A 15,356-nucleotide genomic window follows, 5' to 3' on the forward strand; every position below is an offset into this window, starting at 1 on the left:
GCGGCGGCTCGACCGGAGGCGATTCGGCCTCGCGGCCTGACCGCGGGGCCGCCCCTCGCGTGGTAGCTTTTGCCCGTGAAGCTCTCGTTCAACATCGCTGGCCCCTGCATCCCCGGCGAGCACTACATGCTGCCGCCCGAGCGCCGGCTCGGGCCGGTGCTCGATGCGATCGAGGAACGCAGGTACTTCACGCTGCACGCCGGCCGCCAGACGGGCAAGACCACCAGCGCCCGCTGGCTCGTCGAGCACCTGAACCGCAAAGGCGACCTCGGCGCGGTCTGGGTCGACGTCCAGATCGCCCGCGAAGAGCCCGATCCGGCGAAGGCCTTCGAGGCCGTCCTCTACGCGCTCGACACCGCGATCGACCGCGACCTGCCCGACCTCGGCCGCCCCGCGGACGACGTCCGCCGCGTCGATCCCGCGAGCACCTTCATCCTGCGCTACCTGCGCGATCTCGCCGCGCGCAGCGACAGGCCGCTGGTCCTGCTCTTCGACGAGGCGGACGGGCTCGTGGGGGCGGCGATGGTCTCGTTCCTGACCCAGCTCCGGCAGGGCTACCTCGACCGGAGCCGGATCCCGTTCCCCTCCAGCCTGGCCCTCATCGGCCAGCGCCAGGTGCGCGACTACGCGCTCGCCCTGGAGGAGCGGCGCGCGGTCGCGTGGCTGGGCACGACGTCGCCGTTCAACATCACCGCCGAGGCGACGACGCTCGGCCCCTTCACCGAGGCCGAGGTCGCCGAGCTGCTCGCGCAGCACACCGCCGCGACCGGACAGCGCTTCGAGCCCGAGGCGGTGCGGCGGATCTGGGAGCTGGGACAGGGCCACCCGTGGCTGACCAGCGCGATGGCCGACCAGATCGTCCGCCGCGACGTGGAGGACCGCGCCGTCCCGATCACGACAACCCACGTCGACGCGGCCAAGGAGACGCTCATCCTGGAGCGCCGGTCGCACATCGACTCGCTCATCGCCCGGCTGCGCGAGCCCCGGGTGCGGCGCGTGCTCGATCCCATGCTGGCCGGCACGCTGACGGACAGCGACGTGCTCGACGACGATTTCTTCTACGTCCTCGGCCTGGGCCTGATCCGGCTCCACGGCGGGCGCTTCGAGATCGCAAACCCCATTTACCGCGAGGTCGTCCCTCGCGCGCTCACCTTCATTCGCCAGGCGCAGATCCCGGCCGAGCCCGCCGCTTACGTGCACCCGGACGGCTCGCTCGACATGGGCAAGCTCTTCATCGACTGGCAAGCGTTCTGGCGCAAGGACGGCCACCTCGCCGCCGAGGGGTTCGGCTACCGCGAGGCCGGGCCGCACCTGATGCTGATGGCCTTCTTGCAGCGGGTCGTGACCGGCGGTGGACGGGTGGAGCGCGAGTACGGGCTCGGGCGCGGGGCGCTCGACCTGATGATCTGCTGGCGCGAGGAGCGCCACGCCATCGAGGTGAAGGTCCGCCGCGACACCGAGGCCGAGGCCGAGGCGCTCGATCAGGTGGCGCGGTACCTGGAGCACGCAGGGCTCGCCGAGGGGTGGCTCGTGATGTTCGACCTGCGCAAGGAGCGATCGTGGGCAGAGAAGCTGTTCGTGCGCGAGGTGGCGCACGGGGGAAAGACGGTCCGCCTCGTGGGGTGTTGAGGCCGCGCCGGCGTGATGACCGCCCAGCCGCTCCACCCCGTGTCCGGCCGGGACGGCGACGGCGCCGCTCGGAGCTGCCGGGTCGGGCTGCCCAGGGCCTCGCGCGTTGAAAGCCCGCCGCCGGAGGCTATGCACGAGGCATGCGTGAGCGTCGCCCCAGCCAGACGGCATCCATCGTCGCCCTCATCCGGGCGCTCGCGGACCAGGGCCTGACCGATGTCCCGGGCTTCGAGGATCCGGTCGTCCACCGGCTCTTGTCGCGCGGGTGGAGCGCCGCCCTGGCGCTGTTCGCGCGCCGGCTCCGGGGCCTGGACCCCGCGAAGCGCGCGCGCGCCCTCGGCCGGCTCTCCGCGGTCCCGCTGCGCGTGATGGCCATCGACATCGAGCTCGAGCGCGCGGTGGCGCTCGGGTGCCGCCAGGTCGCGAGCCTGGGGGCGGGGCTCGACACGCGCGCTTTCCGGATGAAGGCGCTCTCGACGACCCGGTTCTTCGAGATCGATCACCCGGCGACGCAGGCCTTCAAGCGGCGCAAGGCGGCGGGGCTGCCGCCGCTCGTGGAGCAGCTGACCTACGTGCCCGTCAACTTCGAGCGCGACGCGCTCGCCGCGTGCCTCTCGGCGGCAGGCCATCGATCCGACGAGCCGACCGCGTGGGTCTGGGAGGGGGTGGTGATGTACCTGTCGGACGAGGCGCTGCGGTCGACGCTGCGGGCGCTCGCCGACGCCTCGGCGCCGGGCAGCTTCCTCCTCGTGTACTACATGGAACCCCCCGAACCGCGCCGGGCGCAGCGCATCTTGCGCCTGCTCACGTGGCTCTGGAGCGAGCCGCTCATCGGCCTGCGCCGGCGCGAGGTGATGCTCGCGGAGGTCGAGCGGGCCGGGTTCCGAGCGCTGCGCGACACGGGCGCAGCGGACTGGGCACGGCAGCTCGGCGCCCCGTTCGCGCCGTCCAACCCGGCCAGGAACACGCGGCTCCTCGTCGCCGAGCGGCCCGGCCCGGGCGCTGCCCCGCCGCCCGCTCGCCCGCCGGCCTGACCCGGCCGGCGCCGCGCCTCAGCTCCACGTCGCGGCGCGCCGCGGGTGGCGGGTCTCGATGGCCTCGGCGTGCCCCCGCAGCCCGCGCGCGGCCGGGAGGTTGCCGTGCTCCTCGAAGACGTCGGCAAGGGAGAGCCCGAGCACGACGATCTGCTGGGGCTTCTCCAGCGCGCCGACCGTCGGGGCCACGGAGCCGAGCAGCTCGAACGCCCGCCGCCACGCCATCGCCGCGGCGTCCGGCATGTCGGCGTTGAGCGCCGCGTGGCCGGAGCAGCGGTGCATGTCCGCCGCGAACTCGTGGCTCCCGCGGCGGTTCGCGAGCTCCCCCGCGCGCGCGTACGCCTCCGACGCGTCCAGGAAGCGGCGCTGCTTGCTGTGCAGGCTGCCGAGCGAGGCGTAGGCCTCGGGCACGATCGCGAACAGGCCGCGCCGCTCCGCCTCCTTCAGCGCGGCGACGAACACCCGATGCCCCTCCTCGACGACGCCCGCCGCGATCAGCGAGCGCGCGCGCTGCATGGCGATGTGGACGGCCTCCTCGCCCAGCCCCCGGCTCGCCAGCATCTCCTCGGCTTGCTGCTGGAGCTGCGCGGCCTCGGCGTGCCGCCCCGCGTGAAAACACGTGTCCGCCTCGTGCAGGAGGCGCCGCGCGGGGAGCAGCTCCGGCGCGCGGAGGGGCGACTCGGCGGCGATGCGCACCTCCAGATCGGCGGGGAGGCGCCGCCCGCGCGCCGAGAGATCGGTGATCACGCGCTCGAGCTCGGCGATGGCCGCGCCGTCGGCCTCCGGCCACACGACGCGGGAAGCGCCCTCGCCGAGGCGCGCGAGCAGATCGCCGACGCTCGAGTGGACAGGGTCGACGAGGACCCAGCGCACGAGCGCGAGGTCGGGGCAATGCGCTAGCCAGAAGAGGTCGCGGGCATAGGCGCGCGGGTCGTCGATGTGCTGCGGCGCCAGCACGACGACCGCGGTCCCGTCCGGGGCGCCGGCGGCGACGTGCGCCGCGAGGGCGCTGGCGAAGGTGTCGAGCGGCTCGCGCAGCGGGCCGTCCTCGGGCGTCGCGAGCGCCGCCGGGGCGCCGAGCTCGCGCGACAGCGAGCGCTCTCGGGCCGCCCAGCCGCGGCTGGGCCCGTAGACCGGATCGGCCAGGACCCAGACGGGACGGGGCGCCGGGCCTGCTTCACCGAGCGCCCGCAGCAGCGCCAGCGTGTGGCCGTGGACGTGTGCCGGCACGATCACGTGCAGCAGGCGGGCTCGCTCGCCCGTGAAGATGGCGCTGAGCGCGCTGGCGAAGTCGTGGGTCATGTCGCGGTTCCGGGCGGAGTCTTGCTCCGATCGCCGCGGAGGCCAAGCGGAGGCGCCCGCGTCGCGGCGCGGGGCCTCCCCTGCCCCTGCGCCACGAGCGCCCTCCTCCCGGATCCTGGGCGGGGCGGCCATTGCGCGTCGCAGGACGCCACGGTCGAGGCGATGTGTCTCAGGGGCGCGATCTCGGATCCGAGGGAGTGGTGGCGAGGAGCACGCGCGGGCGCTCGGCGCGGTTTGGCCCGGGCATTGCTGACATGGTCGAGCGCGGAGGACAAGATACCGTGAAAACAGGGATTCGATCGCTGCTCCTGGGCAGCATGGTCATCGGTTGCGTCGGTGTGATCGGTTGCGGAGGCAGCAAGCCTCAGCCGGAGGGACCGGCCGAGAAGGCGGGCGAGGCCGTGGACGACGCCGCGCGCGACGTCAAGGACGAGGCGAAGGACGCCGCGGAGTCGACGGGCGACGCCGCCGAGAAGGCGGGGGACAAGATCGAGGACAAGACCGACTAGCGGCCCCGAGCGATCTCGGGCCGTTCGCGTGGCGAGGGGCGAGCCCGGACGCTCGCCCCTCGCTGCGCCTCGAACCGTGAGCAAGGCTGGCCGGAGCGCCTCGCGCGCGAGATCGCCCCGGCCGGCGATGAACCCCGAACGACCCCGGCCGCGCCGAGGCGCGGCGCACCATGGAGGAAGGAAGATGAAAGCGACGTCATTGCTCGAGAAGCAGCATCGCAAGGTGGAGTCCCTCTTCAAGCAGCTCGAGAGCGGCAGGTCGGATCCGGCGCTCGTGCTCGCCGAGCTCGCCAACGAGCTCGCCGCGCACATGGCGATCGAGCAGGAGACGTTCTATCCCGCGGTGCAGCAGATCAAGGAGGACGTGATCCTCGAGAGCTTCGAGGAGCACGCCATCGCCGAGCTCGCGCTGAAGCGGCTGCTCTCCACCTCCCCGGAGGATGTCTCGTTCAAGGCGCGCGTGACGACGCTGAAGGAGCTCATCCAGCACCACGTCGAGGAGGAGGAGAAGGAGCTCTTCCCGGCGGTCGAGAAGGCCGTGGACGAGAAGCGCCTCAGCGAGCTCGGCAGGTCGATGAAGGCGGAGTTCGAGCAGCGGCTGGCCGAGGGCTACGAGACGCTCCTGCCGGCGGGCTACAAGAAGACGTCCGCGGACCAGGCGAGCCACGTGATCCACGAGAGCCACGCGAACGGCGCGGCCCGGGCCTGACGAGGCTTGATCGAGCAGAGAGGTCGAGCGGCCGTCCGGCGGTGAGACATGAAAGACGCGATCGGCTGGATCAGCTCTGGCATCCTCGTGCTGACGATCGGCAATCAGGTCTACAAGCAGTGGAGGAGCAAGACGAGCCAGGGCATCTCCAAGTGGCTCTTCGTCGGCCAGCTGGCCGCGTCGATCGGGTTCGTCCTCTACAGCTGGATGCTCGAGAGCTGGGTGTTCGTGGCGACGAACTCGCTCATGGTCGCGAACGCGCTCGCCGGCGCGACGATCGTCTATCTCCAGCGGAAGCGCCGCGCGCCTCCGCCTTCGGAAGACGAGGCCAGGGCCCGGCGAGCGTTCAAGTTTCCACGGGCCGCCGGCCCGCGGGCGCGACATCCGAAGGCCGGTCGCGGTGCGCTGGCTGTCCTGTCTCGCACGAGTGGAATTCGAAGCAAACGAACACACATTCATGCGACACGCGCGCTTCTCTCCGCACAGACACGCGGGAAGCCCGCCAATCGAGCCTGAACCGATCAAGCATGCAAAAGTGAAGCAGGATCGGTCGATGTTGAGCATGCGTCGAATGCCGCATAGACTCGACGGATGCTTAACACTCGGACTCCTTCATGCGCCGTCGCGCTCGCCGCGACGTTCATCGGTGCTGTGCTGTCGGGCTGCGTCGGTGAGGTGGGCGACGGGTCGCTCGATGGCGAAGGCGGCGGGCCGTCGAGCGGCGCCGGCGCCGTGATCCAGCCGGGAGACTCAGGCAGCGGGCCGAGCACCAGCAGCGGCGGCTCGACCACGGCGGGCACCGGCGGCTCGTCCACTGCGACGACCGGGGGCGCCGGCGGCTCGTCTGCCCAGGGCACCGGTGGCTCGGCCACGGTAGGCGCAGGCGGCTCGTCGGCCGAGGGCGCCGGCGGCTCGGCTGCGCAGGGCACCGGCGGCGCTGGGGGCTCGGCCACGGCGGGCGCCGGCGGCTCCTCCGCGCAGGGCGCTGGGGGCTCGGCCACGGCCTCGACCACGGCCGGCACCGGGGGCTCGAGCGGCGAGGGTTCCGGGAGCGGCGCAGGCGGCTCGGGCGGCGCCACCGGCGCGGCGCAGCTGTGCGTCGATACGATCAACCAGCACCGCGCCACGCTCAACTTGCCGCCCCTCGCGCGCTGGGTCGAGGCGGAGTCGTGCTCCGATGAAGAGGCCGAGTCCGACGGGAACACCGGCGAGTTTCACGGCGCGTTCGGCCTTTGCAAGGAGAGCGCCCAGAACGAGTGCCCCGGGTGGGGAGGCCCACCAGAATCGATGATCACCGACTGTTTGCAGGTCATGTGGGACGAGGGGCCGGGCGAGGATTTCGAGAAGCACGGCCACTACATCAACATGAGCAGCACCCGCTTCACGAAGGTGGCTTGCGGGTTCCACACCTTCCCGGACGGCAGCGTCTGGGCGGTGCAGAACTTCCGGTGACGGGCGCGGCGAGCGCTCACGGACCTCATCCGTAGGGCGCCGTGCCCCCGCGGGCACCGGCGGATTCATCTTCTCCCAGGACCGCCGCGCCCTCCTCGAGCTTGCCGGTGAGCCGCACGCGCGTCGCGCGGTGCACCCACACGTCGAACGCCTCCATCATGCGCCGCTCGATGGCCGCGCCCTCGATCAGGCCGAGCGCGCGCGCGACGGCCTCCAGCGTCGACAGGGCGCCCTCGTGCGGCGCGCGGCGCAAGCCGTAGCGGCTCGGCGCGCCCTCGGGCAGCGTGACCGGCTCGGCGCCGCGCGCGTCGGCGTCCCGGTGGACCGCACGGCGCGCCTGGTTCCAGTTGCCGTCAGGAACGAGCAGCACCACCGGCTCGCCGCGCGCGTCGTCGGGCGTGAGGGCGCGCGCCTCGGGCGACGGGAAGAGCACGAGCCGGCGCCCCTCCGGCAGCGGCGGGCGCGGCTGCGGCGCGATCTCGCCGCGCACGCGCACCTCCGCGCCCTCGAGCAGGCGCGCGACGAGCCGGCCCGTGTTGGTGCTCCTCGTGCGCTCGATCCGGTGGGTGAGCAGCACGACGCGCGTGCGCACGGAGAGCCGGGGCAGCGCGCCGCAGAGGCACATCGCCTGCGGCAAGCCGCAGCCGCGGCAGCGCGGCGTCCCGCGCGCGCGGATGGGGGGCAGATCGGGCGGCTGCAGCGGGAGGAACGTCATCGCGTCCGGGCCGGGCGTTCTCCCACGCGCCGGCCGTTCCGGTCAAACGGCCCCGCACCGGACAGTGGGATCTCAGGGGAAATAGCTCCAGGGCATCTGCGCCTGTCCGAGGGGAGCCGTCGACCTGGAAGGGAGCCGGAACACGCGTAGCACCTCCGAGACGAACGCCCCTGGATCCTGCGTGATGTAGAAGTGATCGCCAGCCATCACGCGCAGCTCGACCCTCCCTTCCAACCAGTGCTTCCACGCCTCCACTTCGTCCAGACGGGCCTCGTCGTCGGCCGATCCGTGGAGCAAGAGGGTCGGCGTCCGGAGACGCTTGGTACAGCGGTCCAGCGAAAGGCGGTAGCTCTCCGAGGCGAGGAAATCGCCGCGCAGCATCGGCAGGAACACCTCTCTGAGCTGCACGTCGGTGCGGAATTCCGCGGGACACCCTCCCAGGCGGATCAGCTCCTCGACGAACCCGTCGTCATCGAGCGGGCTGAGCATGCGGCGTGGGATCAGATGGGGAGCGTGGCAAGCGGACAGGACGAGGCCGGCTGGCGCCCGGCCCCACTGCTCGAGCAATCGGCAGGCTTCGAACGCGATCTGCGCCCCCACGCTGTGGCCTATCAGAAGCCACTGGCCGCTGGGTGGCTCCGCGCACAGCTCGTGCGCCAGCTCGGACGCGCTGTGCTGAACGCTCCGCATGCCGGGCTCGTGCAGACGATGGTCGCGCCCCGGGTAGGTCACGAGGGACGCCGAGACGTCCACCTGCGACAGCGCCTTCCAGCTGCGGAAGGCGCTATGGCTCCCACCACCGAAGGGGCACACGATCAGGTGCGGGCTGGACGGTGCAGGCGCGCTCAAGAGGCGGCGCAGACTTCGTGTAGAACTGCTCATGGCTACTCGGGTCGGTGTTGATGTATCGAGGAACGATCGGCATCTGAACCGAGGCTAAGCGGTCCACTACATGGGCATCGCCGGCGAGGCGCCACAGACCTGCTTCACCAGGGCCCGCTTGTTGACCTTGCCCACGCTCGTCTGCGGAAAGCTCTCCAGGACCTTCAAACGATCGGGCAGCTTGAACGCAGCCACCCCCAGGCGGCTGAGATAGGCGTTCACCTCGGCGAGCGTGGGCGCTTCGCCGCGCGCGATGATGCAGGCACAGGTGCGCTCTCCCATCGTGGCGTCCGGGACGCCGACGATGGCGACGTCACGGATCGCCGGGTGAGCCATGAGGTAGTTCTCGAGCTCCTCGACCGGGACCTTCTCCCCTCCCCGGTTGATCACGTCCTTGCTCCGGCCTTCCACCACCAGATGCCCGCCGGGGAGCCGACGCACCAGATCCCCGCTCCGGTAGAAGCCGTCGGCGGTGAACGCCCGGCGATTGTACTCCTCCGCGCGATAATATCCGCGGATTGTGTAGGGGCCTCGGACCTGAAGCTCGCCGACCTCGCCGTCCGCCACCTCGACATCCGAGGCGTCGACGATCCTCACCTCGTCGTCCTCGGCCATCGGGCGGCCTTGCGTGTCGATCACGGCGGACTCGGGGTCGTCGAGCCGCGTGAAGTTGAGCAGCCCTTCCGCCATGCCGTAGACCTGCTGCAGCCCGCAGCCAAGGACGGGCCGTACGCGCGCCGCCGTCTCGGCCTTGAGGCGAGCGCCTCCCGCCTGGATCCACTTCAAGCTGCTCAGATCGGCCTGCACCCACTCCGCCGCCTCGAGCCACAGCAGGACGAGCGGCGGGATGAGGGCGGTCACGGTGATCTTCTCCTGCTCGATCAGCCGAAACGCCGCCTCGGGGCTCGGGTCCTTGCAGAACACCACGGTGCCGCCGGCGTAGAGGGTGCCGAGGGCGCCCGGGCACCCCAGGGCGAAGTTGTGCGCGATGGGGAGGCTCACCAGGTACCGGGTGCTCGTGTCCAGGCCTGTCACATCGGCGCTGAGGCGGACGTTGCAAACATAGTCGTCGTGGGTACGTGGGATCAGCTTGGGAGCGCCGGTCGTGCCGCCCGACAGCAAGAGCAGGGCGACATCGCGCGCGTCCGGCCCGGCCAGGATCTCCGGCGGCGCGTCCACCTCGGAGAGCGGCACGAACTCCTCTGCGTCGCCCACCACGAGGACATGCCGGAGGCTCGCCACCCGCTTGCATACCGAACGGGCGAGGGCCCGGTAATCGAAGCCGACATGCAGGTCGGCGATCACGTAGGCGACCGACTGGGAGAGCTCTGCCAGATGCACGATCTCGGTCTCTCGATGCGCCGGCAGCGCCAGCACCGGGATGGCCCCGATCCGGAACAGCGCGAAGCACAGGGGCAGAAACTCGGCGATGTTGGGCAGCTGAACCAGGACGCGCTGCTCCTGCGCGATGCCGAGCCGGCGCAGCCCCGCGGCCATGCGATCCGCGCGCTCGTCGAGCTCCTGGTACGTCCAGCGACGCGCTCCGTCGACGACGGCCACGCGCGCCGGCGTCGCTCGGGCCCGCGTGCGCAGCATCTCGCCCAGGCGCTCGCCTCGCCAGTACCCCGCTTCCCGATAACGATCCACGAACTCAGCGGGCCAATCGACACATCCACTCAACATGGGAGCTCCCTCGCTTTCACCGACGTTCGTCGGCGCTCACTGTCCTGCGCTTCGATGCGCGCGGCCCGGGTCAGCGTTCGGGCGGGCGGGCAGCACGGCCGCGCCGTGCAGGAGGGTCGGGTCGAGATCGGCGGTCAGGCCGGCGATCTCGATGGCGCGAACCCCCGTCACCTCGGCGGGCTCGAGCGCGAAGGTGGGGTCGTCGCCGATGATCCGGCGCACCGCCTCTCGATGCTCGGCGCGGACACCCATGCGCACCCGGCTGAGCCTCCTGGCCCCGTTCGGATGGCGGTTCTCTCTCGGATGTTGAGGCGGATCGTAGGGGGTCACGATGAACGGGAGACGATCGTTCGCCGGGTAGGCAAACTTGAAGCGGATCTCCTGGCCATCGGGCTTCGTCCGCCGCCACCCGATGGCCCTGCCGACGGGGACCCCTGCCTCCCGCAGCGCGACGAGCTCACGGTCGAGAGCGTGCGTGTCCACCACGACCGCCACGTCGCAGAAGCCCTCACCATGCTCGGACCAGCGGATCATCCGCTTGCCCGAGCCGCGCCCGGCCATCAGCTCGATCGGCCACTTGAACCACCGCGCGCTGCGCGGCGTCGTGAGCAGCTCGACGATGGGGCCTTCCGTGAACCAGATGTGCGCGTGCTGGGCTTTTCGCTCGGGTGTCGCGTAGTCCACCTTGAACCCGAGCTCTCTGTAATCACGCACGGCTTGATGAATGTCGCGCACCCATACCAAGACGTGGCTGCAAGAAGTCGCCATGTTCAGTTCTCCCGAGCGCCAGGCGCTCGATCAACGCGCGCCGCTCCCGGCTGCATCGAAGGCCGCAGCGCGCGCCGCCGCACGCAGCTCGTCGACAGGGAGCGGCTCCGGGGTCTCCGGACGGATGAGCTCGGGCATCCCGATCCGCTCCGTCAGATCACGCCACGCGAGCGACACGCCCAGGGCCCACTGGCCGCTGCGGATACGGCGGGGCGGGTCGGCGATGTCGCAACACAGGTCGTGCAAGGCGACGACCACAGCATCGGGCCACGTCCGCGCGAACACGTCGTGATAGCTGCGCGTGTGCTGGTCGCCGAGGATCAACGTGCTCTCCACGGCGAGGCGGTCCGTGCCGGGGCCGCTCATGATCAGGCGCCCGGTCGGGTCGCGCGGCGAGTGCATGCGCGGATTCCAGAGGACGGGTCCGTGGGTGTCGGCCAGGGTCAGCACGCCGGCGTCGCATCCGAGCGAGATCCGGTGCATGAGCAGGGAGTGATTGTCGGGATCCTCGGGGTGGACCTGGTTCTGCACGCGGAGCGTCACGGGCACGCCGCCGAGGGTCGCGCTCAGGCTCTGGAACGGCTGGTCCGCAACCGGCGACGGCCGGCCACCTCGCGGCGCGCATTCGGAGAACGACCATGGGCGCAAGTCGCCTGCAGCACGGCCGATCACGTCGAGCAACGGATAGGCGACCTGGCTGTTGCAAGCGGCGTCGATGAACTGGATGCGCTGGCGCTTCCTGATGTACTCGGCCGCCGCAAGGAACTGCCGGATCGGGCGCACGTTCGGGTACAGCGTGTTGACCGCGTACGCAGCGCCCCCCCGCTTCGCGGCCTTCAGGCACGCGGTGATCTCCGCGGCGTGCACGGGGTGCTCCTGCAGGACGTGGATCCCGCGCTCGAGCAGCGTCCTGGCCAGATCGGAGCCTGGGCCGCCGGTCGCCCCCGAGCGCACCACCACGCAGACGATGTCGATGTCGCCGGGGATGTCCTCCACCCTGGTGTAAAGCGGCGCTCCGTAGCGCTCGGCGCACTTCCTGGAGAACTCGCTGCCACGCCCGAGCACGCCGGCGAGCGTGAATGACTCCTGCGCCGACGCGACCGCATCGAGGTAGATGCGCCCGAAGGCGGTGCCGGCCACGACGACGCGCTTCTTCTTGCCACCGCCGGCGCTCACCAGGTCACCTGCATCGTGAGCGGCCCGCGGAAGAACGTCGCGGTCTTCCACTGGACGTCGGCGTCGAGGCGCAGATCCGGCAAGCGGGTCACGAGCGCTCTCAACGCTTCCTGGAGCTCGACCCGGGCCAGCGACGCGCCGATGCAATAATGCATCCCACAGCCAAACGCGAAGTGCGCCCGCGCGTCTCGATCGAGGTCGAGCCGGTGTGGATCGGAGAACTTGCGCGGGTCGTGGTTGGCCGCGCCGACCGACGCAAACACGGGCTCACCCGCGCGCACCAGCGTGTCGCCCACCTGGACGTCCTCGGCGGCGTAGTGCGGAAACATCGCGGCGGACGCGAGCGGCACGAAACGGAGCAGCTCCTCGACCGCCTGCGCCACGAGGCCAGGATCCGACCTGAGGCGCGCCAGCTGCTCCTGATGGGTCAGGAGCGTGTAGATGAAGTTCGGGATCTGCGAGGACGTGGCCTCGTAGCCCGCGATCAGGATGGCGATGCAGAGCTGGACCAGCTCGCGCTCGTTCAGGCGGTCATTCACGTCGTGCGCCTCGATGAGCGCGCTCATCAGGTCGTCGCCCGGCTCGGCCCGGCGCAGGCGGATCAGCCCCATGATGTACTGGGATAGTTCGCCGAGGTTCCGCTGCGTCTGCTCCGCGGTCTGCGTGTTGGTCGAGAGCAGAGAGTCGTTCCACTCCTTGAACCTGGACTGATCCGCCACCGGAACGCCCAGGAGCTCGCAGATCACGGACATCGGGATCGGCAGCGCGTAGTCCCGCACGAGATCCGCAGGGGGGCCTTTGGCCACCATCTTGTCGATCAGCTCGTTGGCGAGGTCGCGGACGTGCGGGCGCAGCTGCTCCACGCGCCGGTTGGTGAACGCCTGGGTGACCAGGTTGCGGATGCGGGTCAGCTCGGGCGGGTCCATCATGACGATCCCGCCGGCGATGCGCGGGAGCGCCCTCGGGGCGTCCGCGCGCTTCGTGGCCTCCTCACGGCTGAACCGGCGGTCGGACAGCACGAAGCGGACGTCCTCGTAGCGGGTCGCGAGCCACGCCGGCTCGCCGTAAGGCAGCTTGACCTTGAGCAGCCCCGGCGTCTGCTGAGCGCGGGAGTACGCAGAGGCGAGCGCGATGCCGTCGAAGAGATTGAACGGATACTGGATGGGGGGATTCGTCGCGGTGGTCATTGCGTTCGTCCTTGTGATGCCGCCGTGGAAAGCGGGCGGGAATCGAAGCGCCGGCGGCGCGCCGCCCAGTCGCGCAGCCGCTCGCGGTCGAGGGCGCCGCCTGCGGCGAGCGGCAGCTCATCCACGATCTCGATGCTGGCGAAGGCGCCCATGCGCTCGCCGAGATGCTCGGAGAGGCGCTCCGAGGTCAGCAGCGCCCGATCCATCTTGGTCCGGGCCGCGAACACACGATGGCCGAGCCGCTCCAGCGGGTGGCCGTCCCGGGGCAGCCCGAGGACGCGCTGGAGGCCGGCGCCGTCCAGCGCCGCGTTCCACTGAGGCAGCGTGAGGAACGTCGACTCCGTCTCGGCCCTGCCGTCGCTGGCGTCGTCCAGCATGAAGGCCTGGGAGGCCATGACCCAGAACTCTTCGACCGTGGGCTCGGTCAGGACGAGCCAGCCGCCGGGGCCGAGCAGCTCGTTGAGCCAGCGGAGGGAGGCATCCGTGTTCCGCGCGGCGTTGAGCACGCCCCCGCCGACGATCACGTCGAACGAGTTCGGGACGAAGCCCTGGTCTCTCGGCGCGACGTTGATGTCGTAGAGGCCGAAGCGCACGCACCGGTGCCCGGCGAGCCGCGGGGCGGCCTGATCAAGGAAGTACCTGGAGACGTCGGTGTAGAGGTAGTCGACCTCGGCGCCCGAGAGCTCCGGCAGGAGCGACTCGGAGGTCGCCCCCGTGCCGGCGCCGACCTCGAGCAGCCGGATCGGCCGCTGCCCGGGCCATTCCCTGGCAATCCTGCTCACGAGGAGGCTGACGGCGCGGTGCTGGTACCGGGCGGCGATGCTCTCGCGATACAAGGCCCTGGCGAGGTCGGTGCGCCCTTCCGGGAACAACAGGTGGACGGCCCGCACCGCGCCGGAGATCAGGTCGGGCAATCGGTCGGCGTTGCGGACCGCGTAGTCGATCGTGCCGGCCGCGCCGACCGTGGCCAGCCACTCGCCCTTCAGCTCGTCCCATGCGCGCGCCAGCGCGGCGTCCGAGAAGTCGCAGGCCGGGCCCACGGCGCTCAGCCGATCTCCGTCCCGGCGCAGCAGCTTCTGCTCCGTGAGCACCCTGAGCCAGCGACGGATGAGGGGCCGATGCGCGGCGGCGACCCGCGCCCGCGCGAGCACCTCGTCCACGGTGTGGGCGGCGGCCGTGTCGGTAAACAGGCCGCTGCGGCCCAGCGCGTTGAGCATCGACAGCAGCGCTGTCTGTCCCAGCCGCTCCACGGCCGCGATCGCCCGGTTCAGGTCGGTCCCGGCGAGCTCGGCGTCCAGCGCGGCGGTCGCCTTGGCGATCAAGCGCTGTCCGCTCGCGTCCCCGTCGGCATCGTCGCTGGCACGCTTCGCGGGGACGGCAAAGACGGCCCAGCCGTCGCCGTCGGAGGGGATCACCGCCGCCGCCGCCACGCCCGGATGGCTCATCACGAGCTCCGCGATGCGCGCCGCTTCTTGCTCGGCTCTGCGCAGCTCGCGCTCCACCGGTACGAGCCCGGCTTCACCGGCGATCCTGTCCACGAGCTCTGCGCCGAAGACGCGCCGCACGGCCGCGGAGGACTCGGCGGACAGCACTCCACCGGCGCCTGCGCCGGCGTCGACCACGATGCGCCGCAGGGTCCCGAGGTCGGCGAGCGCGACCGCCGGGTGGGCCAGGAGGCTGCGCAGCAGCGTCGCTGAGACGATCGCGCAGTCCGGGGCCGCTCGCTCGAGGAACGAAAGGGCCTTGGCCGGGCTGACGGCGCTCGCGTCCACCACGTGATGGTGGACGGCGGCGCCCGCGCTCCAGCTCGCGAACACCGCATCCCCGCCGAACCCGGCCAGCGGCGAGAGCACCGCCGTGCGCGCAGGCGAAGGGCCCAGCGCGTCGCGCAGGGCAGCCACCGAGTCGCAGAACACCGCTCTCGACCACACGAACGATCCGCGAACCACGGAGAAGGGCGCGTCGTCCACCAGGCGCGGCTCACAGGCGCTTGCCCCGTCGAGCGCGGACAGGTCAGCGTCGGTGATCCTCAGGACATCGCCGCCGTCGATCGCTGGTTGCTCGGCGGAGAACCGCGCGCCGAGCAGCATCGCGGCCAGCCGGACCGGCAAGGCCTGAGGCCTGTCTCCGGCGCTCCAGCTCAGCGTGCGGCCCGCGACGGCGCCGCGCTGGCGCAGCGCCGTGACAGCGCGGTACGTCGCGTCGAGCACCTCTGCTCCGGCCCACTCGCGCCCGCTCGACACCAGCGCCGCTCGGCTCCCGAGGCGCTCCAGCCCATCGATGATCTGTCTCACGGTCATGGCACCTCCT

The 15,356-nt window shown here is 71.4% G+C and carries 14 protein-coding genes; 6 read left to right on the plus strand and 8 right to left on the minus strand.

Features of this window, described 5'->3' with window-relative positions:
* The first annotated feature begins 75 nt into the window (after positions 1 to 75).
* A complete protein-coding gene (locus tag WME95_RS40650; protein ID WP_437904637.1) occupies positions 76 to 1,629 on the plus strand; it encodes an AAA family ATPase in 1,554 nt (517 codons plus the stop codon).
* 140 nt (positions 1,630 to 1,769) lie between these two features.
* Positions 1,770 to 2,663 (plus strand): class I SAM-dependent methyltransferase, encoded by an 894-nt coding sequence (locus tag WME95_RS40655; protein WP_437904638.1) that lies wholly within the window; start codon positions 1,770 to 1,772, stop codon positions 2,661 to 2,663.
* A gap of 18 nt (positions 2,664 to 2,681) precedes the next feature.
* Here WME95_RS40655 and WME95_RS40660 read toward each other — a convergent pair whose 3' ends face one another.
* Positions 2,682 to 3,965 carry a hypothetical protein gene (locus tag WME95_RS40660; RefSeq protein ID WP_437904639.1) on the minus strand — a complete coding sequence of 428 codons (1,284 nt, stop codon included), beginning with the start codon at positions 3,963 to 3,965 and terminating at the stop codon, positions 2,682 to 2,684.
* 281 nt (positions 3,966 to 4,246) lie between these two features.
* Here WME95_RS40660 and WME95_RS40665 point away from each other — a divergent pair, with 281 nt between their 5' ends.
* The 4 genes from WME95_RS40665 to WME95_RS40680 all read left to right on the plus strand — a co-directional run bounded on the left by WME95_RS40665 (position 4,247) and on the right by WME95_RS40680 (position 6,635).
* Positions 4,247 to 4,474 (plus strand): hypothetical protein, encoded by a 228-nt coding sequence (locus WME95_RS40665; protein ID WP_437904640.1) that lies wholly within the window; start codon positions 4,247 to 4,249, stop codon positions 4,472 to 4,474.
* 184 nt (positions 4,475 to 4,658) lie between these two features.
* Complete coding sequence (locus WME95_RS40670) at positions 4,659 to 5,183, plus strand: hemerythrin domain-containing protein (RefSeq protein ID WP_437545504.1); 525 nt, start codon at positions 4,659 to 4,661, stop codon at positions 5,181 to 5,183.
* A 48-nt stretch (positions 5,184 to 5,231) separates the two neighbouring features.
* Positions 5,232 to 5,699: a hypothetical protein gene (locus tag WME95_RS40675; protein WP_437904641.1), complete on the plus strand. Its 468-nt coding sequence runs from the start codon at positions 5,232 to 5,234 to the stop codon at positions 5,697 to 5,699.
* A 75-nt stretch (positions 5,700 to 5,774) separates the two neighbouring features.
* A complete protein-coding gene (locus WME95_RS40680; protein ID WP_437904642.1) occupies positions 5,775 to 6,635 on the plus strand; it encodes a CAP domain-containing protein in 861 nt (286 codons plus the stop codon).
* Between the two features lie 25 nt (positions 6,636 to 6,660).
* On the opposite strand, the gene WME95_RS40685 is transcribed toward WME95_RS40680, so the two are convergent.
* From WME95_RS40685 to WME95_RS40715, 7 genes are all read right to left on the minus strand, one after another.
* On the minus strand, positions 6,661 to 7,350 hold the full coding sequence (locus tag WME95_RS40685) for a tRNA-uridine aminocarboxypropyltransferase (protein ID WP_437904643.1): 690 nt from the start codon (positions 7,348 to 7,350) through the stop codon (positions 6,661 to 6,663).
* A gap of 72 nt (positions 7,351 to 7,422) precedes the next feature.
* Positions 7,423 to 8,232, minus strand: coding sequence for a thioesterase II family protein (locus WME95_RS40690; protein WP_437904644.1), 810 nt, complete (start codon positions 8,230 to 8,232; stop codon positions 7,423 to 7,425).
* A 66-nt stretch (positions 8,233 to 8,298) separates the two neighbouring features.
* Entirely contained in the window at positions 8,299 to 9,915 is a 1,617-nt protein-coding gene (locus WME95_RS40695; RefSeq protein WP_437904645.1) for a (2,3-dihydroxybenzoyl)adenylate synthase, read from the minus strand.
* A 36-nt stretch (positions 9,916 to 9,951) separates the two neighbouring features.
* Positions 9,952 to 10,683 carry a VOC family protein gene (locus WME95_RS40700; RefSeq protein ID WP_437904646.1) on the minus strand — a complete coding sequence of 244 codons (732 nt, stop codon included), beginning with the start codon at positions 10,681 to 10,683 and terminating at the stop codon, positions 9,952 to 9,954.
* Between the two features lie 30 nt (positions 10,684 to 10,713).
* Positions 10,714 to 11,859, minus strand: a complete 1,146-nt coding sequence (locus WME95_RS40705; protein ID WP_437904647.1) for a Gfo/Idh/MocA family oxidoreductase — start codon at positions 11,857 to 11,859, stop codon at positions 10,714 to 10,716.
* A complete protein-coding gene (locus WME95_RS40710; RefSeq protein WP_437904648.1) occupies positions 11,856 to 13,046 on the minus strand; it encodes a cytochrome P450 in 1,191 nt (396 codons plus the stop codon). Before WME95_RS40710 ends, WME95_RS40705 begins: the two co-directional genes overlap by 4 nt.
* A complete protein-coding gene (locus WME95_RS40715; RefSeq protein ID WP_437904649.1) occupies positions 13,043 to 15,346 on the minus strand; it encodes a methyltransferase in 2,304 nt (767 codons plus the stop codon). Before WME95_RS40715 ends, WME95_RS40710 begins: the two co-directional genes overlap by 4 nt.
* Positions 15,347 to 15,356 lie beyond the last annotated feature (10 nt).

Origin of the sequence: Sorangium sp. So ce327, from assembly GCF_051530205.1 — a bacterium.
GTDB lineage: Bacteria > Myxococcota_A > Polyangia > Polyangiales > Polyangiaceae > Sorangium > Sorangium cellulosum_B.

Coding starts and splice junctions, on each gene's coding strand:
- WME95_RS40675 (WP_437904641.1), top strand. CDS start 5,232: ATGAAAGACGCGATCGGCTGGATCAGCTCTGGCATCCTCGTGCTGACG.
- WME95_RS40660 (WP_437904639.1), bottom strand. CDS start 3,965: ATGACCCACGACTTCGCCAGCGCGCTCAGCGCCATCTTCACGGGCGAG.
- WME95_RS40680 (WP_437904642.1), top strand. CDS start 5,775: ATGCTTAACACTCGGACTCCTTCATGCGCCGTCGCGCTCGCCGCGACG.
- WME95_RS40670 (WP_437545504.1), top strand. CDS start 4,659: ATGAAAGCGACGTCATTGCTCGAGAAGCAGCATCGCAAGGTGGAGTCC.
- WME95_RS40685 (WP_437904643.1), bottom strand. CDS start 7,350: ATGACGTTCCTCCCGCTGCAGCCGCCCGATCTGCCCCCCATCCGCGCG.
- WME95_RS40695 (WP_437904645.1), bottom strand. CDS start 9,915: ATGTTGAGTGGATGTGTCGATTGGCCCGCTGAGTTCGTGGATCGTTAT.
- WME95_RS40700 (WP_437904646.1), bottom strand. CDS start 10,683: ATGGCGACTTCTTGCAGCCACGTCTTGGTATGGGTGCGCGACATTCAT.
- WME95_RS40715 (WP_437904649.1), bottom strand. CDS start 15,346: ATGACCGTGAGACAGATCATCGATGGGCTGGAGCGCCTCGGGAGCCGA.
- WME95_RS40655 (WP_437904638.1), top strand. CDS start 1,770: ATGCGTGAGCGTCGCCCCAGCCAGACGGCATCCATCGTCGCCCTCATC.
- WME95_RS40710 (WP_437904648.1), bottom strand. CDS start 13,046: ATGACCACCGCGACGAATCCCCCCATCCAGTATCCGTTCAATCTCTTC.
- WME95_RS40690 (WP_437904644.1), bottom strand. CDS start 8,232: ATGAGCAGTTCTACACGAAGTCTGCGCCGCCTCTTGAGCGCGCCTGCA.